This window comes from Xanthobacter sp. NM-59 (assembly GCF_021401125.1).
Taxonomy (GTDB): domain Bacteria; phylum Pseudomonadota; class Alphaproteobacteria; order Rhizobiales; family Xanthobacteraceae; genus Xanthobacter.
Genome location: NZ_JACBFQ010000012.1, coordinates 21477 through 41704 on the forward strand (window position 1 = coordinate 21477; position 20228 = coordinate 41704).

Sequence of the window (20228 nt, forward strand, 5' to 3'; positions counted from 1 at the left end):
GGGCATCATGAGCGCCGCTTTCTCCTCCCCCGCGCTGCTGCGCACCTTCGAGGGCTCCTATCTTGGAGACCGCGCCCGGCTCGCGCCCACCGCGCGCCTGGAATGCAAGGTGTGCTGGCACGTCTATGATCCGGCCGAGGGCTGCGAAGCCTGGCAGATCCCGGCCGGCACCGCCTTCAACGATCTGCCCGAGCACTGGCGCTGCCCGGTGTGCGACGGCGCCCGCGACCAGTTCATGGTGCTGGACGGCGGTGCCGCCGGCCTCTCCGCCGTGGTGAGCGAGCCGACGCCGGAAGAGGCGGCGCTCGCCCGCACCCTGGCCACCGCGCCCGGCCGGTTCGAGGCGGTGTTCCAGGAAATCCACGCCTCGCGCATGAAGGGCGTGCCGTTCGTGAACGGCTCCCTGTCGGTGAAGGCGGTGGGCTTCCGTATTCATGAGGGGCGCGTCATGGGCGTGCTGGTGACGCCCTGGTTCATGAACATCATCCTGCTGCCGGGAGCGAATGAGGACTGGTCCGGCCTGCCCACCGGCACCCGCGAGCTCCTGGAATTTCCCTCGGGACTCTATGAATTCCTCTCCGCCGAACGGCCGGAAACGGGGCCCTACAAGGCGTGCTCCCTGTTCTCCCCCATGTTTGACTTTTCCTCCATGCTGCAGGCGGTGGAGACGGCGGAAGCGGTGATCCCCGCACTGCTCGACCCCGCCAATCGCGAGGAAGGCAGCCGCTCCGGCGAGATCCGCCGCCGAGCGGAGGAGGATGCCGCGCGCCGCGAGGAGCAGGAGCGCGCCAGGTCGGATCGTGCCAGGTCGGATCGTGCCATCTCGGATCCCGCCATCTCGGACCGCGCTTCGCCCGAGCCCGCCTCTGGCGAAGCCGCCGGGGCGCCCACGGCCCTGTCGCGCCGGGCCATGATTTTCGGCCCCGGCCTCGCCGCGAAGGAAGAGCCGGCGCCAGCCGTGGCCACCGCGCACCCGCAGGCGCAAGAACCATGAGCCGCGCCGCCCTCCGCCACATCGCCATCAGCCGCGATCCCGCTCCGGGCTCGCGGGGGTGGCGCGTCGTGCGCGCGGAGGGCGCGGACCCGGCCCAGTCGCTGGAAGGACGCCCGGTGGAGGAGGCCGCCAGCCTCGCGCCCCGCATCTTCAATCTGTGCGGCGCCGCCCATGGCCTCGCGGCCGCCCGCGCCCTCGGCCTGCCCGTGGCGGCGAACGACAGGGCCATGGCGCGGGAAAGCGTGCGCGATCATGCCCTTGCCATTCTCCATGGCTGGCCGACCCTGTTCGATGGCGCACCCGACCGCACCGCCCTGCGCGCCTTGGCGCAGGACAGCACCGAGGCCGATGCCGCCTTGCGCGCCGCTTTGGTGGGCGAGCGCCTGGCGCACCGCGATTTCGGCGCCCTCTCCCGCTCGGAGCTGGGCGGCTGGCTGTGCGCGGGGGAAACGGCCACGGCGCGCATTCTCTCGCGCCTCTCCCGCGAGCTGGACCCGGCCGAGGGGCGCGTGGGATTGCCCGAGCTCACGGCCGTCGACCTTTCCCGCGCCCTTGCGGCCGGGCTGGAGCATGACGGCTCGGCCCGCCCCCTGCCCTTCCGCGAGACCGGCGCGCTCGGCCGGGTGGCGGGAAGCGCGCTGTTCACGGCCCTGCTGCCTGCCGAGGGACCGAGCCTCTTCGTGCGCCTGCTGGCGCGCCTGACGGATCTGTTGGCGCTGCTGGCCGCACCCGCCGCCCCGCCCGCTCCCTCCGGCGCGCCGGGCACCGGCCTTGCCGATGCGGCGCGCGGCCTGCTCGGCCATGGGGCGCGCGTGGAAGGCGGGCGCGTGGCGCGCTATCGCATCCTTTCGCCCAGCGCCTGGAACCTTGCCCCCGGCGGCCTGCTGGAGCAGGCCTTCGCGACGCTCGATCCCTCGGCCCCGCACGCCCCGCTGGCGGCGCGCTTCCTGCTCTCGGCCATCAATCCATGCGTCCCGGTCACCCTCGATCTCGAAGGAGCGCTCGACCATGCATGAGATGGCCCTGTGCGAAAGCCTGCGCAGCGCGATGGAAGACGCCGCGCAGCGACAGAACTTCTCGAAGGTCACGCGGGTGCGCCTCGCCGTCGGCCGCTTCGCCGGGGTGGAGGTGGAAGCGCTGCGCTTCGGCTTCGACGTGGTGATGCAGGGCTCGCTCGCCGAGGGCGCCGAGCTGGTGGTGCTGGACGAGCCCGGCACCGCCTGGTGCTTCGACTGCAACGACACCGTGCCGCTCGCCAACCGGCTCGACCCCTGCCCGCGATGCGGCGGCGAGCGGCTTCTGCCCAATGGCGGCACCGAAATGACCATCAAGGACCTGGAGGTGATGTGATGTGCACGGTTTGCGGCTGCGGCGGCGACGGCGCCACCATTTCCGAAGCCCACGGCCACGCGCACGGCGCGCACACGCATACCCATGCGGACGGCACCACGCACAGCCACCCGTGCGAGCATCACGGCGCGCATGGGCACGCCCATGAACACCAAGATGAACACCCCCACGAGCACCAACATGAGCACGCCCACGCGCACCATGCTCATGAGGCAGTGACCAAGTCCGGCGCGGTCGCGTATAGTCACGTCCAAGAACCTTCGATCGAACATTCGCCAGACCTGACGCAGGACCATGCATCTCGCCCTGACGCTCATCACAGCGTGCCTCACCACGGTGGTGATCATCATCATCATGGTGGCGCTCACGCGCCGCAGGAGACCCTCGACTTCGGACGAGGGCCCGCGCGCGCCCATGCACCTGGTCTCTCCCAAGCACGCATGGTCGAAATCGAAACCGGAATCCTCGCCAAAAACGACGCCTACGCATCAGATAACCGGGCCCGGCTGGAAGCGGCCGGCGTCCTCGCGCTCAATCTCCTCTCCGGGCCGGGGGCGGGCAAGACCACCCTCCTCGTCGAGACGCTGAAGGCGCTGGCGGGGCGCATTCCCGCCGCCGTCATCGAGGGCGACCAGCAGACCGACAACGACGCCGAGCGCATCCGCGCCGTGGGCGTGCCGGCGGTGCAGATCAACACCGGCAAGGGCTGCCACCTGGACGCCCACATGGTGGGCCACGCCCTCGAAAAGCTGCCGCTGCCCCAGGGCGGCGTCCTCTTCATCGAGAATGTGGGCAACCTCGTCTGCCCCGCCGCCTTCGATCTTGGGGAAACGCGGCGCGTCACCCTCATCTCGGTGGCGGAGGGTGACGACAAGCCCCTGAAATATCCAGATATCTTCCAGGGCGCCGACCTCGTCCTCATCACCAAGGCCGACCTTGCGCCCTATGTGGACGCGGACCTTGCGGCGCTGGAACGCAACATCGCGCGGGTGAACCCCAAGGCGGAGGTCCTGCGCGTGTCCTCCCGGGGCGATGTGGGCCTGGCCCGCTGGACAGCCTGGCTGGACGGCGCCCGCGCCGCCCGCCTCGATGCCCTCGCCAGCGCCGCCGAGGCCCGCGCCCGCGCCTTGCGCGCCGCCGCCGCCCCCGCGGCGAAGGGGGCTTGAGATGACCCGCCGCCCCGCCATCCTGGTGGTGGACGACGAGCCGCGCTCGGTGGAAGTCATCGCGCGGGTGCTCGACGAGGATTTCGACGTCTTCACCGCCCTCGACGCGGACGAGGCCCGCCGCATCCTCGAAAACGAGTGGATCCAGGTGATCTTCTGCGACCAGCGCATGCCCGGCACCTCCGGCGTCGCCCTCCTCACCGAGGTGCGCGAGCGCTGGCCGGACATCCTGCGCATCATCGTCACCGGCTATAGCGAGCCGGAGGACATGATCGGCGCCATCAATGCGGCGGGCATCTACCAGTTCATCCCCAAGCCCTGGCATCCGGACCAGCTGCTGCTGGCGGCGCGCAACGCCGCCCATCTGTTCGAGCTGCAGCGCGAGCATGAGCGCCTGAGCCTGGAAATGAAGCTCACCGCCACCACCGCCGAGGCGCGGCTCGCCGCCCAGCGCGAGCGGGTGGCGCAGATCTTCCATTTCGACACGCTCATCCGCGCCCCCGGCAGCCCCCTGTCACAGACCTGCACCCGCGCCGCCCAGGTGGCCACCTTCGACGTGCCGGTGCTGATCCATGGCGAAACCGGCACCGGCAAGGAATTGCTGGCCCGCGCCATTCATTATTCCAGCCTGCGCTCGGACCGGCCCTTTTTCGCCGTGAATTGCGGGGCGATCCCGGACGACCTGCTGGAATCCGAGCTGTTCGGCCACAAGAAGGGCTCCTTCACCGGCGCCCATGTCACGCGCGTCGGCCTGCTCGACCAAGCGGATGGCGGCACCATTCTGCTGGACGAGATCGGCGACATCTCCCCCGCCTTCCAGGTGAAGCTGCTGCGCTTCCTGCAGGAAGGCGAGATCCGCCCGGTGGGCTCCAACGAATCCAAGCGGGTGAATGTGCGCGTGCTCGCCGCCACCCATCGCGACCTTTATGGCGAAGTGGGACAGGGGCGCTTTCGAGAGGACCTCTATTACCGCCTCTGCGCCATGGTGCTGACGCTGCCGGCTTTGCGGGAGCGGCGCGGCGACATTCCGGTGCTGGCGCAGAGCATCCTCGACGCGCTCTCCGCCCAACACGGCAAGCGTGCCAAGGGCTTCAGCGAGGAAGCGCTCGGCTGCATGAAGGCCTATGACTGGCCCGGCAATGTGCGCGAATTGCAGAACGAGATCACCCGCATGCTGGTGCTGGCCGAGCGCGACATGCTGGGCGCCGATTTGCTTTCTCCCCACGTTCTGCGCGCCGCCGCCGTCACCACCGCGCGGGCGGAACCGGAAAGCATCGCGTTGCCCGAGAGCGGCCCGCTGAAGGACCGCATCGAGCGGATGGAAGCCTCCATCCTCACCGAGACCCTGGTGCGCTGCCGCTGGAACAAGAGCCGCGCGGCCGAGGAACTGGGCCTCTCGCGGGTGGGTCTGCGCGCCAAGCTCGACCGCTACGGCATCGCCCGCGGCGCCACCTTCGCCAGCTCGCACTGAAGAAGAACGGAGAACCGCCATGTGCCTCGGCATTCCAGGACGCATCGTCGCCGTCGCCGACGCGGACGCCATGCTGTGCGTGGTGGACGTCTCCGGCGTGCGCCGCACCGTGGACGTGGTGTGCGTGGCCCCGCCCGGCGAACCCCTCGAAGCCCTGGTGGGCGCCTGGGTGCTGGTGCATGTGGGCTTCGCCATGAGCATCATCGACGAGGAGGAGGCCGCCGCCACCCTCAAGGTGCTCACCGAGATCGGCGAGGCGGAAGCGGAGATGGAGGCCCTGCGAACGGGCAGCATCGAGCCCGTCCCCGCACCGGCCCGCTGAGGAGGAACGCCATGCGCTTCGTCGATGAATTCCGCGACCCCGCCCTCGCCAAGACCCTGGTGAAGGAGATCGAGGCCATCTCCGCCCGCCTGGAGCGCGGGCGCGACAAGCCGTTCGCCATCATGGAAGTGTGCGGCGGGCACACCCACGCCATCTTCCGCTACGGGCTGGAAGGCCTGTTGCCGGATCTCGTGGAGTTCGTGCACGGCCCCGGCTGCCCGGTCTGCGTGCTGCCCATGGGGCGGGTGGACGATTGCGTGGCCATCGCCGAACGGGAAGAGGTGATCTTCGCCACCTTCGGCGATGCCATGCGGGTGCCCGGTTCCAAGAAGAGCCTGCTCCAGGCCAAGGCGGAGGGCGCCGATGTGCGCATGGTCTATTCGCCCCTGGACGCGCTCACTCTGGCCAAGCGCAATCCCGACCGGCAGGTGGTGTTCTTCGGCCTGGGGTTCGAAACCACCATGCCGTCCACCGCCCTCACAGTGCTGCGGGCGGCGCGGGAGAAGGTCGAGAACTTCTCCTTGTTCTGCAACCACATCACCATCATCCCGACACTGCGGGCGCTGCTCTCCCAGGAGGATTTCGGCATTGATGGCTTCATCGGGCCGGGCCACGTCTCCATGGTGATCGGCACCACGCCCTACCGCTTCATCGCCGAGGAATTCAAAAAGCCCCTGGTGGTGGCCGGGTTCGAGCCCATTGACCTGTTGCAATCCCTGCTCATGGTGCTGCGGCAGATCGAGGCCGGGCAAGCGCGCATAGAGAACCAATATGCTCGCGTGGTGCCCGTGGAGGGCAATCCCGCGGCGCTGAAGGCGGTGAACGAGGTCTATGAGCCGCGCGCCACTTTCGAGTGGCGGGGCCTGGGCTCCATCGCCGGGTCCGGCGTGCGGCTGCGTGAGGCCTATGGGGCGTTCGACGCGGAACGGCGCTTCGCGGTGCCCGACATGAAGGTGGCCGACCCCGCCCAATGCCGCTGTGGCGAGGTGCTCACCGGCGCCGCCAAGCCCTGGGCCTGCCCCGAATTCGGCAAGGGCTGCAATCCGGAAACCCCGCTCGGCGCGCTCATGGTCTCGTCCGAGGGCGCCTGCGCGGCCTATTACCAATATGGCGGGCTGAGGGGAGAAGCCGCATGAGCGCCCATCCCTCGCCCAAGCGCCGCGCTTTCGGGGCCAAGACCATCACGCTGGCCCATGGCGGCGGCGGCAGCGCCATGCGCGACCTCATCGACGACGTGTTCCTTGCCCCCTTCTCCGGCGAAAGGCGTGATGCGCCCGAGGATCAGGCCCGCTTCGACCTAGCAGCCCTCAGCGCGAAGGGCGACCGGCTGGCCTTCACCACCGACAGCTTTGTGGTGGACCCGCTGTTCTTCCCCGGCGGCGACATCGGCAAGCTCGCCATCTGCGGCACGGTGAACGACCTTGCGGTGGGCGGGGCGGTGCCGGTGGCGCTTTCCTGCGCCGTCATCATCGAGGAGGGGCTCGACGTGGAGGTGCTGCGCCGGGTGGTGGGCTCCATGGCCGAAACCGCCCGGGCGGCGGGGGTGTCCATCTCCACCGGTGACACCAAGGTGGTGGCGCGCGGCGCCTGCGACAAACTCTTCATCACCACCACCGGCATCGGCGTGGTGCGCTCGGGCCTCGACGTGGGCATCACCAGGGCCCGGCCCGGCGACGTGGTGCTGGTGAACGGCCTTCTGGGCGACCATGGCGCCGCCATCCTCAATGCCCGCGGCGACCTCGCCCTCGACACCGAGATCGAGAGCGACTGCGCCCCGCTCAACGGGCTGATCGAGACCCTCATCGCCGCCGCTCCCGGCATCCGCATGATGCGCGATGCCACCCGCGGTGGCATCGCGGCCGTGGTGAACGAGCTGGCGGAGGCGAGCGCGGTGGGCGTGCGGCTGTCCGAGCTCTCTCTGCCCATGCGGCCGGAGGTGCAAGGCTTCTGCGAGATCCTCGGGCTGGACCCGCTCTATCTCGCCAATGAGGGCAAGATCCTCGCGGTGGTGCCGCCGGAAGAGGCGCAGGCCGCGCTCGCCGCGCTGCGCGCCCATCCCCTGGGGCGCGAGGCCGCCATCATCGGCACGGTGAGCGACGGTCGGCCCGGCCGCGTCACCATGGAAACCCGTTTCGGGGGCGAGCGCATCGTCGACATGCTGGTCGGCGATCAGCTCCCCCGCATCTGTTGAACCCGAATTGAGAACCCCAAGACCCTAAGGAGCCCCCTTGATGCGTCACTTCTCCCGCACGGCCCTTCTGGCCGCCATTGCAACCACCCTGCCCACCCTCGCCTTCGCCCATACCGGGGTCGGCGCCACCCACGGCTTCGTGCACGGCTTCGGCCATCCGCTGGGCGGGCTGGACCACATGCTGGCCATGGTCACCGTGGGCATCTTCGCCTGGCAGCTGGGCGGGCGCGCCATCTGGGCGGTGCCGGCCACCTTCGTGGCGCTGATGGCGGTGGGTGGCGCGCTCGGCGTCTCGGGTGTGAACGTGCCGTTCGTGGAACTGGGCATCGGCCTGTCGGTGGTGGTGCTGGGCGCCGTGGTGGCGTTCGGGCTCAAGGCGCCGCTGGCGGTGGCCATGGCGCTCGCCGGCTTCTTCGCCATCTTCCACGGCCACGCCCACGGCACGGAAATGCCGCTGGATGCCTCCGGCCTCAGCTATGGCCTGGGCTTCATGCTGGCCACCGGCCTGCTGCATGTGGCGGGCATTGGCCTGGGCATGGCCATCGGCCGCTTCGGCGAGACCCATGGCGAGAGGTTCGTGCGCGGCGCCGGCGCGGCGGTGGCGGTGGCGGGCCTCGCCCTCATCGGCGGCGTGCTCTGAGGCGCTGACGCCTACGACAAAAAACGGCCCTCTCCCCGTGGGAGAGGGCCGTTTTCATTTTCTGGCAGGGGCTCAGACCACCGCCATTTCCTCCAGCGCCATGAGCGATTCGGGCAGCACCTGCCCGCCATCGATCACCAGCGTCTGGCCGGTGATGAACGCGGCTTCCTCGGAGGCGAAGAACAGGGCCGCATTGGCGATGTCATCCACACTGCCCAGCCGCTTCAGGGGAATGGAGCCCTCCATCTTGGCGAGATAATCGGCGCCCAGGCCATCCAGCCCCTCGGTCTTGATGTTGCCCGGCATCACCGCGTTCACCGTGATGCCCCAGGGCGCCAGCTCGATGCAGGCGGTGCGCACGAAGCCGAGCTGGCCGGCCTTGGAGGCGCCATAGTGCGCCCAGCCGGGATAGCCGGTGATGGGGCCGGTGATGGAGCTCGTCACCACGATCCGCCCCCACTTGGCAGCCTTCATCGCCGGCATCACCGCCGCCACCGAGAGGAAGGTGCCCTTCAGGTTCACATTCATCACGTGGTCGAAATCGGCCGCCGTCATCACGTCCAGCTTGGCCGCGGGGAAGATGCCCGCATTGGCGCACAGCACGTCAATGCGCCCATAACGCTCCAAGGCCGCCTGCGCGAACGCCTTGCACTCTTCTGGATCGGACACGTCGGCCGCGAAGCCCGAGGCATTGGGACCGATCTCGGCGGCGGTGGCCTCTGCCTCCTTCAGCGAGCGGGACACCACCAGCACATTGAGATCCGCCGCGCCGAAGCGCTTCGCGATGCCCTTGCCGATCCCCTTGCTGCCGCCGGTGACGATGACCGTGCGTCCCGCGAGCGCCTTCAACATGCTGACTTCCCCTTAGGTGAGCTTTTTGGACGAGTTTTGAGCAGATGCGCCCTCTGGCGCGAAAGTTGGCAAAAACCAGCTTGCCCGGCTAAAAAGGTGTTGTAAAGCCCAACAGTCGGCGTTTAACATCCAACATAGTTCAACAAGAGTCCCACATTTGAGCAGCCCTTTCGCCCGCCCGGACCAGCCGGCGCGGCCACGGGGGAGGCATGCCCCGGGGACCCCTTCCAGATGCGTGAGCAGCCAGAGGCGAACTCCATGACGATGAATCGGCGGTCAGTTCTCAAGGGCATGGCGGCGGGCGGTCTCGCCCTCGCGGCCTCTCCTTTCGCGGGCGCCCGCAGCGCCTTCGCGGCCCGGGAAAAGGATCTGAACATCCTGTGCTGGGAGGGCTACAACTCGGCTCAGGTGCTGGACCCGTTCCGCAAGGCCCACGGCGCCACCGTGAAGGCCGAAAGCCTCACCAACGACCCCACCATGATCAACCGCCTGCGCGCCGGCGAGACCAATGTGTGGGACCTCATCAACGTCAACAATCCCTGGGCCCGCAAGGTCATGTACCCGGAGAAGCTGATCAGGCCGCTCCCGCGCGAGACCTTCGAGCCCTATTTCGACAAGATGCTCCCCCAGTTCAAGCCGCCTTATAAGTGGGCCATGGACGATTCCGGCACCGAATTGCTGGGCATGTGTCAGCGGTTCGGACCCTATTCCTTCGTGGTGAACACCAAGAAGATCGACCGCAAGACCGCCGAAGACGTGGGCTGGGACCTGTTCAACGACCCCAAGCTCGCCGGCAGATACGGCATCCTGGAATCCGATGACTGGAACGTCTTCGGCCTGTTCGTGGTGGCGGGCATCGACCCGTTCAAGAAGCACACCCCGGACGAGATGGCGAAGTTCGAGGAGACGGCCAAGCGGGTGTTCAAGGGCGCCAAGCTCATCGGCGACATCGCGGCCATGAACCAGGCGCTCATTTCCGGCGAGATCGACCTGCACCTCACCGGCGGCACCTATTCAGTCTCCCCCGCCCGCGCCGACGGCTATCCGGAAATGCGCGGCATCACGCCTTTGCGTGGCCCCATGGCCGGCGGCAAGGGCGGCATCGCCTGGATCGAGGTGACCTCCCTCGTCAACAATCCCCAGCTCTCGCCCTTGGCCGAGACCTTCCTGAAATATGTGCAGCAGCCCGAGGTGGCGCACACGGTGGCGTTTGCCGAGGGCACCTACAATCCGGTGACCCAGATGGGCAATCCGGACTGCTTCAAGCTGTTCACCAAGACCGAGCTGGAAGCCATCCAGTGGGACAGCCTGGAAGAGGACATGGCCCGCTGCGTCGAATACGACATCGTGCCCGATTACGATCAGGCCCTCGACATCATGACCGCCGCCAAGCGCGTGCGCGGCTGAGGCTGCCCCCGGGGCGCGCCTGACCGGCGCCTTGGGCCCCTCCCCACCGATCCGGGGAGGGGCCACACCCCACCGCCGCCAGAACGACACACATGAGCGAGAGTTAAGGTGACCGACATCAAAGACAAAAAGCCCATTCTCCAGCTCGTGGGCGTGCGCAAGACCTTCAACGACTTCGCGGCCGTGGAGAAGATCGACCTCGACATTTTCGAGGGCGAGTTCTTCACCATCGTCGGCCCCTCGGGCTCCGGCAAGACCACCATGCTGCGCATGCTGGCCGGCATGGAGGCGCCCAGCGAGGGCAACATCACGCTGCATGGCGAGCGCATCAATGACGTGCCCGCCAACAAGCGCCCCACCTGCCTCGTGTTCCAGTCGCTCGCACTGTTCCCCCATATGAGCGTCGGGCAGAACATCGAGTTCCCCTTGAAGATCAAGGGCGTGGACGCCGCCACCCGCAAGGCCCGCGCGCTGGAGCTGATGGCCATCGTGCGCCTGCCGGCGAGCTATTATGGCAAGAACGTCATGAAGTGCTCGGGCGGCGAACGCCAGCGCGTGGCGCTCGCCCGGGCGCTGGCCTATGACCCCGAAGTGCTGTTCTTCGACGAGCCGCTCTCGGCCATCGACTACAAGCTGAAGAAGATCCTCGAAAAGGAACTGAAGGACCTGCACCGGGAGACCGGCAAGACCTTCATCTACATTACCCACTCGCTGGAAGAGGCCATGGTGATGTCGGACCGCATCGGCGTGATGCGCGCGGGCCGGCTGATCCAGGTGGGCACGCCGGAAGAGATCTATGCCGCCCCCGTGGACCGCTTCGTGTCCGAGTTCGTGGGCGAGGTGAACGTCATCGAGCTGAAGCGCGAGGGAGAGGGCTGGCGCGGCGTCAACCTGCCCGGCGCCTTCCGCGCGGCGCCGCCCAAGGACGCCCCCCAGGCGGACAGCACCTTCGTGGTGGTGCGGCCTGAATTCATGCGTTTCCTCAATGATGGCGAGGAGGCGGACAATACTCTTGAAGGTGTCGTCTATAATGAATACTCGCTCGGCTCGCGCATCCAGTATCAGGTGCGGGTGGGCGACAAGGTGATGCTGGTGGAGCTCTCCCGCTCCAATGCCCTGCCCGCGGCCGCCAATCGCAATGTACGCCTGGGTTGGGACGTGCGCGACGCCATCTCGGTGAAGGCGTGACGCCATGAGCAACGCCATGACCGAAACAACCCTGGCCGGCGCGCCGGAGGCCGCTCGCGCGCCGCTCTCCGCCCGCTTCGCCGCCCTTTGGGCCGCCGCCGGCGTGCGCTGCGCGGTGCCCGTGGTGGTGCTGCTGGCGGCGGGCTTCCTCGCCCCGCTCATCGCCATCTTCGCCTATTCGTTCGCGCCGCCCCGCTCGTTTGACGTGTTCCGGGCCTTCAGCCTCGCGAACTATGCGGAACTGTTCTCGCCGGACAACACGGTGTGGCTGTCCTTCGCCTGGTCCATCGGCTTCGCGCTGGTGACCTGCGCGCTGCTGGCGGTGATCTCCTATCCCATCGCCTATGGCATGGTGTTCCTGTTCGGGCGCTGGTCGTCGCTGGTGTCGGTGCTGTTCGTGTTTCCGCTGTTCGTGTCGGAGAATGTGCGGCTCTATGGCTGGGTGCTGTTCTTCATCAAGAATGGTGTGCTCGACGGCAGCTTGAAGTGGCTCGGCCTCGGTGGCGCGCCGGAGGTGCTCTACACGCCGGGGGCGATCCTGGCCGGCATGGTCTACACCTACCTGCCCTTCATGCTGTTTCCGCTCACTTTGGGCCTGTCCATGGTGCCGCGCGACCTCATCGACGCGGCCCGTGACCTGGGCGCCAACCGCTTCCAGATCTGGCGCGAGGTGGAAGTGCCCCTGGCCATGCCGGGCATTCTCATCGGCATGCTGCTCACCTTCGTCTTGGCCATCGGCGCGGTGTCGGAAGCCAAGATTTTGGGCGGGCAATCGGTGATCGTCATCTCCCACGATATCGAGATCGCCTTCACCTATGCCCAGAACTGGCCGCTGGGCTCCGCCCTGGCGGTGCTGGTGACGGCCTTCATCGGCGCTCTCACCCTGGCCGTCTTCGCGCGGCTGGATCTCGACCGGCTGCTGGGGAGGCGTTGATGGAACAGGACAAGCTGCGCACCCGGGTGTTCATCGCCCTGTGGTCCGCCTTCGTGGTGCTGCTCGTCTATTTGCCCCTCGCCTGCGTGGCGCTGGCGAGCGTCTCGAAGGGCCGCTACTTCGCCTTCCCCATCCGCGCCTTTTCCTGGGAATGGTGGGAGAAGACGACGGATTCCATCGAGATTTCCATGATCGTGGAAAATTCGCTGCTGGTGGCGGCGGTGGTGACGGTGTTTTCCGTGGTCATCGCCTTCTTCGGCGCCCTCGCCTTCGCCCGCTATGACTGGAAGGGCCGCAAGCTTTACCAGAAGCTCATTCTGCTCCCGGTCTTCTTTCCCCAGCCGGTGCTCGGGCTTGCCTTGCTGCTGGCCTATTCGGCGCTGGGCATCACCACGTCGTGGATGACCGCCGTGTTCGCCCACATGGTGTGGATCGTGCCGGTGGTCACGCTGGTCATCGCCATCAAGGTCTACGGCTTCGACCCCTCTTTGGAGGAAGCCGCCTTCGACCTCGGCGCCTCGCGCGTTGAGGTGATGACGAACGTGACGCTGCCGCTGCTGTGGCCCGGCATCTGGTCCGGCGCCCTGTTCGCCTTCCTGCTCTCCTGGGGCAATTTCCCGCTCTCGCTCTACACGGCCGGCGCGGATTCCACGGTGCCCAAGTGGCTCTATGCCAAGATGGTGGCGGGCTATTCGCCCATGGTTCCGGCGCTCGGCACCATGGCGACCCTGGCGGCGGCGGCCGTGCTGCTGGGCGGCGCGCTCCTCGGCGCCATCGTGAAGAAGGCGCGGGCGGCATGAGCGCGAACGACCCCACCGAGCTGCCCGAGGCCCCGGAGGTGGACCGCGCGCGCCTCTCCAAGAAGGCCCGGCACGAGCGCATCGTGCGCGAGCTGATGGCCTCCTCCACCCTGCGCGTGTCGGAGCTGGCGGCCGAGCTCGGCGTTTCCACGGAAACCATCCGTCGCGACCTGCTGGAACTCGACGAGAAGGGCCTCATCAACCGCACCTATGGCGGCGCCGTGCGCCCCCTGGGCACCGAGCCCGCGGTGAGCGAGCGCCACCTGCTGATGGTGGCGGAGCGCGAGGCGCTGGCCGCCGCCACGGTGAGGTTCCTCAAGCCCAATGAGGTGGTGGCCATCGGCGCCGGCGCCACCACCACCCATGTGGCGCGCCGCATGGCGGCGGAGTGCCGGGACATCACCGTCATCACCCATTCCTTCTCGGTGGCGACCGTGCTGGCGGCCAATCCCACCATCACCGTTCTCATGTGCCCGGGCCGCTATAATGGGCGGGAAGGCATGATGACCGGCGCGGAAACCATCGATTTCCTGCAGTCCTACAATGCCAACTGGGCCATTCTCGGCGCCAGCGGCATCACCGCCGAAGGCATGAGCGAGGCCGAGGCGGGCGCCGCCTCCGTCTACAAGGCCATGATGCAGCGGGCGGTGGAAACGCTGGTGGTGGCGGACCACACCAAGTTTTCCCAGCAGGCGCTGGCCATCTGGGGCCGCTGGCACGACATCAACCGCCTCGTCACCGACGAGCCGCCGCCCGCCCCCATCGCCCGCGCCATGGAGCGCGCCCGCACCGAGCTGGTGATTGCCAGGAAAAGGGGGGAGCCATGAGCGTGAACTGGAAGACCCGCCACCGCTCCCTCTATTATGCCACCGCGCCCGAGCCGGAAGATCCTGAGATCGTGCCGGAGGCCACGGCCCTGCTCGTCATCGACGTGCAGAACACCTATCTGGAGCGCCCGGCGCGCGAGAGCCTCTCGGGCGCCGAGCAGGCCCATTACGATGCCTGGACGCCCTTCCACGCCCGCATGGCGGATGTGGTGATCCCCAACATCGCCCAGGCCCTCGCCACTTTCCGCGGCCGGCGGATGGAGGTGCTGCACGCCCGCATCGCCTGCCAAACGCTCGACGGGCGCGACCGCTCTTTGAGCCAGAAGAAGCCCGGCTTCAACAATCTGCTGCTGCCGAAGGACGAGGCCGCCAGCCAGATCGTGGACGCCGTGGCGCCCGTGGGTGACGAGATCGTGGTGACCAAGACCACGGATTCCGCCCTCACCGGCACCAATCTGCGCTTGATGCTGCACAATCTGGGCATCCGCACCGTGGTCTGCGCCGGCATCTTCACCGACCAATGCATCGCGTCCACCGTGCGCAGCCTCGCGGACGAGAGCTTCGACGTGATCGTGCTGGAGGACTGCTGCGCGGCCGCCTCCATGGCCCTGCACGACGCCGAGCTCGCAATCATCAACATGATCTATTGCAACGTAATGGAGCTGAACGAGTTCAAGGCGTTGCTGGACAATCGGCCTTGAGGGAGAACCTGCGTGCTCTATGACGATGAATTCCTGAAGCGGCTCGAGGACGGCGTGCGCGGCGCCCTGCCCCGCTGGGGCCTTGGCACCGATGCCGAGGTGAAGCTGCTCACCATTTCCGAGAACGCCACCTTCCGCGTCACCGACAAGGAGGCCGGCCCCCTCGTCTTCCGCGTCCACCGGCCGGGCTATCACAGCCGCGCGGAGATCACCTCCGAACTCGCCTGGATCGAGGCGCTGCGCGCGGATGAGGTCATCACCACCCCGCGCCCCATTCCGCTGATCAATGGCGGCCTCATCGCCGATATCGAGGATGAGGGCACGACCCGCCATGTGGTGGCGTTCGAGTTCCTCAATGGCAGCGAGCCGGCGGAGGGCGAGGACCTCGTGGGCTGGTTCCGCCAGCTCGGCGCCATCCACGCCAAGCTTCACGCCCATGCCCGCGCCTGGAGCAAGCCGGAGGGCTTCACCCGCAAGGTGTGGAACTTCGAGACAACCCTGGGCGACACCCCCCATTGGGGCGATTTCCGCGCCAGCCTGGGCCTCGACGCCAAGGGCCAGGCGCTGCTGGAGCGCACCGCGGCCCTGCTCAAGGAAAAGCTGCTGCCGCTCTCGCAGCCGGACAGCTTCGGCCTCGTCCATGCGGACCTGCGCCTCGCCAACCTGCTGGTGAACGGGGACGAGCTGGCGCTCATCGATTTCGATGATTGCGGCCTGTCCTGGTTCCTGTTCGATTTCGCCGCCGCCATCTCCTTCCTGGAGCATGAGCCCTATGTGCCGGCCCTCAAGGCCGCATGGATGGAGGGCTATCGCACGGTTGCTCCGCTTCCGGCCGAGGCCTCCGACCAGCTCGATTTGTTCGTGATGCTCCGGCGCATCCAGCTCACGGCCTGGGTCGCCTCCCACGCGGAAACGCCCACCGGCCAGGCCATGGGCATCCCCTACACCGAAGGCACGCTCGCTCTCGCCGAAGCCTTCCTCGCCCGCCACGGCTGACCGCCACCGGGCCAAAGACGAACGAAAGAATAGGTGCACCCATGGGCCAGACGGCTCGCGCGAAAAAGCAGATCCTCGCCCTCAACGCCTTCGCGGCGGACAACACCAGCGCCCTCAGCGAAGACGTGGCGCAGCTCGTGGCCCGGCGGCGCCGCAGCTTCGGCGCCACATCGGTGCTGTTCTACGAGCAGCCCCTGCACATCGTCGCCGCCAAGGGTGCGGAAATCTTCACCGCCGACGGGCGCACCTATCTCGACCTCTATAACAATGTGCCCTCGGTGGGCCATTGCCACCCCAAGGTGGTGGAAGCCGTCTCCCGCCAGATGGGGCGCTACAACACCCATACCCGCTACCTCTTCGATGAGGTGCATGATTATGCCGAGCGGCTGCTGGCCCATTTTCCGGCGCCCCTCACCAATGTGGCCTTCACCTGCACCGGCTCGGAGAGCAACGATCTCGCGCTCCGCCTCATCCGGGGCTGGACCGGCGGCATGGGCGTGATCGTCACCGAGACCGCCTATCACGGCAACACCAGCGCGGTGACGGAGGTTTCCCCCTCCTCCTACAAAACCGGTGCGCCGCCCGCGCACGTGCGCACCGTGCCCCCGCCCCATCCGCGCCATTACGGGGCGGATGTGGGCGCGGGCTTCGCCGCCGCCATCACCGCCGCCGCCAAGTCCATGGCGGACGAGGGCATTGCCTTCGCCGGCCTGCTGGTGGACAGCATCTTTTCCTCCGACGGAGTCTATGCGGACCCGGTGGGCTTCCTCGCCCCCGCCTTCGAGGCGACGCGGGCTTTGGGCGGGCTCGTGATCGCGGACGAGGTGCAGCCGGGCTTCGCTCGCACCGGCAGCCATATGTGGGGCTTTGCCCGCCACGGCGTGGTGCCGGACGCGGTCACCATGGGCAAGCCCATGGGCAACGGCTTTCCCATGGGCGGCGTGGTCACGCGGCCCGAGCTGCTCGCGCGCTTTGCGGACGAATTCGGCTATTTCAACACCTTCGGCGGCAATCCGGTGGCCAGCGCCGCCGGGCTCGCCGTGCTCGACGCCATCGCCGAGGACGGGCTGATGGAGAATGCCCGCCGGGTGGGCGCCTTTATCGTGGCGCGGCTGGAAGGCGCACGCGCCGGCTGCCCCGCCATTGGCGAGGTGCGCGGGGCGGGCCTTTATCTGGGCGTCGAGATCGTCTCGCGGGAGGATGGCGCGCCCGATCCGGCGGGAGCTTCCGCCCTCATCAACCGGCTGCGTGACAAGGGCATTCTCATCGGCGCCGCCGGACCCCTCGGCCATGTGCTGAAGGTGCGCCCGCCTCTGTGCCTCAGCATAGAGCAGGCCGAGCGCTTCGCCGATGCCATGGAGCAGATCCTCGGGGCATGAGCCCATCCTCCCGGCCGACCAGTTCCAAGCCCCCGGTGTCCGAAACGATGCCGGGGGCTTTTCTGTGGGTTTTTCATCACCGCCGTGACAGCGCCTCAACCCTGGGCTAAGGCCGGGACCCCTGGAATCAAGCCGGGAGCCTTTCCCTGTTTTACGGAATCTGGGAAAAGGCTCTAGATTATTGAATTAACGCGCTTTCTTCACGCGAACCGGTCCCCGCTTCGCTCGAAAGCGCTGCAGAGGAGTTCCCATGGCCGCCCAGCCCCACGGTGATACCGAAGCCATCGCCCGCATCATTGCCGGCGAGATCAGCGCCCGGCCGGCGCAGGTGAGCGCGGCGGTGGGGCTCCTGGACGAGGGCGCGACCGTGCCCTTCATCGCGCGCTACCGCAAGGAGGTCACCGGCGGCCTCGACGACACCCAATTGCGCACCCTGGAAGAGCGCCTGTCCTATCTGCGCGAGCTGGAGGCGCGGCGCGCCACCGTGCTCTCTTCCATCGAGGGGCAAGGCAAGCTCACCGACGATCTGCGCGCCAGGATCCTCGCCGTGCCCACCAAGGCCGAGCTGGAGGATCTCTACCTTCCCTACAAGCCCAAGCGCCGCACCAAGGCTGAGATCGCCCGCGAAAAGGGCCTTGCCCCCCTCGCCGAAGCCATCCTGTCCGATCGCACGACGGTGCCGGCTGAGCTCGCCACGCGCTTCCTCAACGATCAGGTGGCGGACGTGAAGGCCGCGCTCGACGGCGCCCGCGACATCCTGGTCGAGACCTTCGCGGAGAATGCCGATCTGGTGGGCCGCCTGCGCACCTATATGAAGGGCAATGCCATGCTCAAGGCCAAGATGGCCGAGGGCAAGGAGGAGGCGGGCGCCAAGTTCCGCGACTATTTCGACCACACGGAGAAATGGGCCACGGCCCCGAGCCACCGCGTGCTCGCCATGCTGCGCGGCCGCAATGAGGAGATGCTCACCCTCGACCTGGTGGTGGACGAGGATGCCACCGCCCCCATCAAGCCGGTGGAAAGGTTGGTGGCCGAGGCCTACGAGATCCCGCTGGCGAACGGCCGACCGGCCGACGCCTTCCTCCTGGATGTGGCGCGCTGGGCGTGGCGGGTGAAGCTCTCGCTGCACCTCACCATCGACCTCATGGGCGAGCTGCGCGAGCGGGCGGAAGAGGAAGCCATCCACGTCTTCGCCCGCAATCTCAAGGACCTGCTGTTGGCGGCCCCGGCCGGCTCGCGCGCCACCATGGGGCTCGACCCCGGCATCCGCACCGGCGTGAAGGTGGCGGTAGTGGACGGCACCGGCAAATTGCTGGCCACCTCCACTGTCTACCCCTTCCAGCCCCGCAACGACGTGCAGGGCGCCATGGCGGAGCTCGCACACCTCATCCGCCGCCATCACGTGGAGCTGATCGCCATCGGCAACGGCACCGCCAGCCGCGAGACCGACAAGCTGGCCTCCGACGTCATCGCCGCGCTGCCGCCGGACGCCGAGGGCAAGAAGCCCATCAAGGTGGTAGTGAGCGAGGCCGGCGCCTCGGTCTATTCCGCCTCCGCCGTGGCGGCCGCCGAAATGCCGGACATTGACGTGTCGCTGCGCGGCGCCGTCTCCATTGCCCGCCGGCTCCAGGACCCGCTGGCGGAACTGGTGAAGATTGAGCCCAAGTCCATCGGCGTCGGCCAGTATCAACATGACGTGGATCAGGCCCGCCTCGCCAAGGCCCTCGACGCGGTGGTGGAAGATGCGGTGAACGCGGTGGGCGTGGACCTCAACACCGCCTCCGCATCGCTGCTCGCCCGCGTGTCGGGGCTGGGGGCGTCCCTGGCGGAAGCCATTGTCGCCCATCGCAACACGGTGGGGCCGTTCAAGACCCGCAAGGAGCTACTCAAGGTTTCCCGCCTCGGCCCGCGCACGTTCGAATTGTCCGCCGGCTTCCTGCGCATTCCCGATGGGGCCGAGCCGCTCGACGCCTCCGCCGTGCATCCGGAGGCCTATGAGGTCGCCAAAAAGATCGTGGCTGCCTGCGGACGCGACGTGCGCGCGCTGATGGGCGACACTGCGGCCCTGAAGGCGCTCGATCCGCGCGTGTTCGCGGACGAGCGCTTCGGCCTGCCCACGGTGCGCGACATCCTCTCCGAACTGGAGAAGCCCGGCCGCGATCCGCGCCCCGCCTTCAAGACCGCCACCTTCGCCGAGGGCGTTCACGAGATGAGCGACCTGAAGCCGGGCATGATCTTGGAAGGCACCGTGACCAATGTGGCCGCCTTCGGCGCGTTCGTGGATATCGGCGTGCACCAGGACGGGCTGGTCCATGTCTCGGCCCTGGCTGACCGGTTCGTGAAGGACCCCCATGAGGTGGTCAAGGCCGGCGACGTGGTGAAGGTGCGCGTGGTGGACGTGGACGTGAAGCGCAAGCGCATCGCCTTGTCCATGCGCAAGGACGATGCCGGCGCCCGCCCCGCCGGCGGCAAGGGCCAGGACGCCCCCACCCGGAACGCGGGCGGCCCCTCCCCCCAGGGGCGCGATCAACGCCGCGCGCCAAGCGGCCGCGATCAAGGCGCGAACCAGGGCGCCTTCGGCGCTGCTTTGGCCGAGGCCATGCGGCGCAAGGGCAAATAACGCGCTCCACGCCATCTCCATCTGCGGGACGGGCGCCGCCCACCGGCGCCTTCCAGCCCCCTTCCCGTGTGCGGAGGCGGATTGCCGCGGGCCGGCCTCCCGCGAAGCAATGCGCGCACACGACGCGGCTCGGCGCCGTCGCGCCTCTGTGGCGCATGGTCTGAAAAATCGGGGCCGTGCGAGGTACCTGCCGGCCTCATGGGGCAGCCACGACGCCACTCCAAAGCCCGCCCGCACCGACACGGCTTCCGCTAGCGGGCAGAGGGAGCGGGAAAGGCCGCGCACCGCCCGCGAAGAGCGCATCACCAGAACAAACCCGGCGCCGCGCAGAGCCATCGCAGCTCTGCGGTGCGTCATCTGAGGGATCGGGCGGCCCGAGCAGCTTCGCCC

At 68.1% G+C, this 20228-nt stretch carries 19 protein-coding genes; 18 read left to right on the top strand and 1 reads right to left on the bottom strand.

Annotation, left to right across the window (positions count from 1 at the left end):
- The first annotated feature begins 7 nt into the window (after positions 1-7).
- The 9 genes from hybE to L0966_RS18545 are packed head-to-tail and all read left to right on the top strand — an operon-like array spanning position 8 to position 8134.
- Positions 8-994 carry a [NiFe]-hydrogenase assembly chaperone HybE gene (gene hybE / locus L0966_RS18505; RefSeq protein ID WP_234053511.1) on the top strand — a complete coding sequence of 329 codons (987 nt, stop codon included), beginning with the start codon at positions 8-10 and terminating at the stop codon, positions 992-994.
- Positions 991-2010, top strand: a complete 1020-nt coding sequence (locus L0966_RS18510) for a nickel-dependent hydrogenase large subunit (protein ID WP_234053512.1) — start codon at positions 991-993, stop codon at positions 2008-2010. Before hybE ends, L0966_RS18510 begins: the two co-directional genes overlap by 4 nt.
- Positions 2003-2344 carry a hydrogenase maturation nickel metallochaperone HypA gene (hypA, locus tag L0966_RS18515; RefSeq protein ID WP_234053513.1) on the top strand — a complete coding sequence of 114 codons (342 nt, stop codon included), beginning with the start codon at positions 2003-2005 and terminating at the stop codon, positions 2342-2344. Before L0966_RS18510 ends, hypA begins: the two co-directional genes overlap by 8 nt.
- Positions 2344-3510, top strand: a complete 1167-nt coding sequence (gene hypB, locus L0966_RS18520) for a hydrogenase nickel incorporation protein HypB (protein ID WP_234053514.1) — start codon at positions 2344-2346, stop codon at positions 3508-3510. The genes hypA and hypB overlap by 1 nt, the downstream gene beginning before the upstream one ends.
- 1 nt (position 3511) lies before the next feature.
- The gene (locus L0966_RS18525) at positions 3512-4981 is read left to right on the top strand and encodes a sigma-54 dependent transcriptional regulator (protein WP_234053515.1); all 1470 of its coding nucleotides are present in this window, start codon (positions 3512-3514) and stop codon (positions 4979-4981) included.
- Positions 4982-5000: 19 nt separating this feature from the next.
- On the top strand, positions 5001-5303 hold the full coding sequence (locus tag L0966_RS18530; protein WP_234053516.1) for a HypC/HybG/HupF family hydrogenase formation chaperone: 303 nt from the start codon (positions 5001-5003) through the stop codon (positions 5301-5303).
- Between the two features lie 11 nt (positions 5304-5314).
- Positions 5315-6439 (top strand): hydrogenase formation protein HypD, encoded by a 1125-nt coding sequence (gene hypD, locus L0966_RS18535; protein ID WP_234053518.1) that lies wholly within the window; start codon positions 5315-5317, stop codon positions 6437-6439.
- A complete protein-coding gene (gene hypE, locus L0966_RS18540) occupies positions 6436-7494 on the top strand; it encodes a hydrogenase expression/formation protein HypE (RefSeq protein ID WP_234053520.1) in 1059 nt (352 codons plus the stop codon). Before hypD ends, hypE begins: the two co-directional genes overlap by 4 nt.
- Before the next feature lie 40 nt (positions 7495-7534).
- Positions 7535-8134 (top strand): HupE/UreJ family protein, encoded by a 600-nt coding sequence (locus L0966_RS18545; RefSeq protein WP_234053521.1) that lies wholly within the window; start codon positions 7535-7537, stop codon positions 8132-8134.
- 72 nt (positions 8135-8206) lie between these two features.
- On the opposite strand, the gene fabG is transcribed toward L0966_RS18545, so the two are convergent.
- Positions 8207-8986: a 3-oxoacyl-ACP reductase FabG gene (fabG, locus tag L0966_RS18550; protein WP_234053522.1), complete on the bottom strand. Its 780-nt coding sequence runs from the start codon at positions 8984-8986 to the stop codon at positions 8207-8209.
- Between the two features lie 264 nt (positions 8987-9250).
- Here fabG and L0966_RS18555 point away from each other — a divergent pair, with 264 nt between their 5' ends.
- The 9 genes from L0966_RS18555 (at position 9251) to L0966_RS18595 (ending at position 19838) form a co-directional block, all read left to right on the top strand.
- On the top strand, positions 9251-10393 hold the full coding sequence (locus L0966_RS18555) for a PotD/PotF family extracellular solute-binding protein (RefSeq protein ID WP_370640785.1): 1143 nt from the start codon (positions 9251-9253) through the stop codon (positions 10391-10393).
- A 108-nt stretch (positions 10394-10501) separates the two neighbouring features.
- Complete coding sequence (locus L0966_RS22585) at positions 10502-11581, top strand: ABC transporter ATP-binding protein (protein ID WP_234053524.1); 1080 nt, start codon at positions 10502-10504, stop codon at positions 11579-11581.
- A gap of 16 nt (positions 11582-11597) precedes the next feature.
- On the top strand, positions 11598-12515 hold the full coding sequence (locus L0966_RS18565; protein WP_234053525.1) for an ABC transporter permease: 918 nt from the start codon (positions 11598-11600) through the stop codon (positions 12513-12515).
- The gene (locus tag L0966_RS18570; protein WP_234053526.1) at positions 12515-13315 is read left to right on the top strand and encodes an ABC transporter permease; all 801 of its coding nucleotides are present in this window, start codon (positions 12515-12517) and stop codon (positions 13313-13315) included. The genes L0966_RS18565 and L0966_RS18570 overlap by 1 nt, the downstream gene beginning before the upstream one ends.
- Positions 13312-14142: a DeoR/GlpR family DNA-binding transcription regulator gene (locus L0966_RS18575; protein WP_234053527.1), complete on the top strand. Its 831-nt coding sequence runs from the start codon at positions 13312-13314 to the stop codon at positions 14140-14142. The genes L0966_RS18570 and L0966_RS18575 overlap by 4 nt, the downstream gene beginning before the upstream one ends.
- A gap of 2 nt (positions 14143-14144) precedes the next feature.
- Entirely contained in the window at positions 14145-14843 is a 699-nt protein-coding gene (locus tag L0966_RS18580) for an isochorismatase family cysteine hydrolase (RefSeq protein ID WP_234053611.1), read from the top strand.
- 12 nt (positions 14844-14855) lie between these two features.
- Positions 14856-15839: a phosphotransferase gene (locus tag L0966_RS18585; RefSeq protein ID WP_234053528.1), complete on the top strand. Its 984-nt coding sequence runs from the start codon at positions 14856-14858 to the stop codon at positions 15837-15839.
- 41 nt (positions 15840-15880) lie between these two features.
- Positions 15881-17218 carry an aspartate aminotransferase family protein gene (locus L0966_RS18590; protein WP_234053529.1) on the top strand — a complete coding sequence of 446 codons (1338 nt, stop codon included), beginning with the start codon at positions 15881-15883 and terminating at the stop codon, positions 17216-17218.
- 250 nt (positions 17219-17468) lie between these two features.
- Positions 17469-19838 (top strand): Tex family protein, encoded by a 2370-nt coding sequence (locus tag L0966_RS18595; RefSeq protein WP_234053530.1) that lies wholly within the window; start codon positions 17469-17471, stop codon positions 19836-19838.
- Positions 19839-20228: the final 390 nt, after the last annotated feature.

Coding starts and splice junctions, on each gene's coding strand:
- fabG (WP_234053522.1), bottom strand. CDS start 8,986: ATGTTGAAGGCGCTCGCGGGACGCACGGTCATCGTCACCGGCGGCAGC.
- L0966_RS18555 (WP_370640785.1), top strand. CDS start 9,251: ATGAATCGGCGGTCAGTTCTCAAGGGCATGGCGGCGGGCGGTCTCGCC.
- hybE (WP_234053511.1), top strand. CDS start 8: ATGAGCGCCGCTTTCTCCTCCCCCGCGCTGCTGCGCACCTTCGAGGGC.
- L0966_RS18545 (WP_234053521.1), top strand. CDS start 7,535: ATGCGTCACTTCTCCCGCACGGCCCTTCTGGCCGCCATTGCAACCACC.
- hypE (WP_234053520.1), top strand. CDS start 6,436: ATGAGCGCCCATCCCTCGCCCAAGCGCCGCGCTTTCGGGGCCAAGACC.
- L0966_RS18595 (WP_234053530.1), top strand. CDS start 17,469: ATGGCCGCCCAGCCCCACGGTGATACCGAAGCCATCGCCCGCATCATT.
- L0966_RS18575 (WP_234053527.1), top strand. CDS start 13,312: ATGAGCGCGAACGACCCCACCGAGCTGCCCGAGGCCCCGGAGGTGGAC.
- L0966_RS18530 (WP_234053516.1), top strand. CDS start 5,001: ATGTGCCTCGGCATTCCAGGACGCATCGTCGCCGTCGCCGACGCGGAC.
- hypD (WP_234053518.1), top strand. CDS start 5,315: ATGCGCTTCGTCGATGAATTCCGCGACCCCGCCCTCGCCAAGACCCTG.
- L0966_RS18510 (WP_234053512.1), top strand. CDS start 991: ATGAGCCGCGCCGCCCTCCGCCACATCGCCATCAGCCGCGATCCCGCT.
- hypB (WP_234053514.1), top strand. CDS start 2,344: ATGTGCACGGTTTGCGGCTGCGGCGGCGACGGCGCCACCATTTCCGAA.
- L0966_RS18565 (WP_234053525.1), top strand. CDS start 11,598: ATGACCGAAACAACCCTGGCCGGCGCGCCGGAGGCCGCTCGCGCGCCG.
- L0966_RS18525 (WP_234053515.1), top strand. CDS start 3,512: ATGACCCGCCGCCCCGCCATCCTGGTGGTGGACGACGAGCCGCGCTCG.
- L0966_RS18590 (WP_234053529.1), top strand. CDS start 15,881: ATGGGCCAGACGGCTCGCGCGAAAAAGCAGATCCTCGCCCTCAACGCC.
- L0966_RS18570 (WP_234053526.1), top strand. CDS start 12,515: ATGGAACAGGACAAGCTGCGCACCCGGGTGTTCATCGCCCTGTGGTCC.
- hypA (WP_234053513.1), top strand. CDS start 2,003: ATGCATGAGATGGCCCTGTGCGAAAGCCTGCGCAGCGCGATGGAAGAC.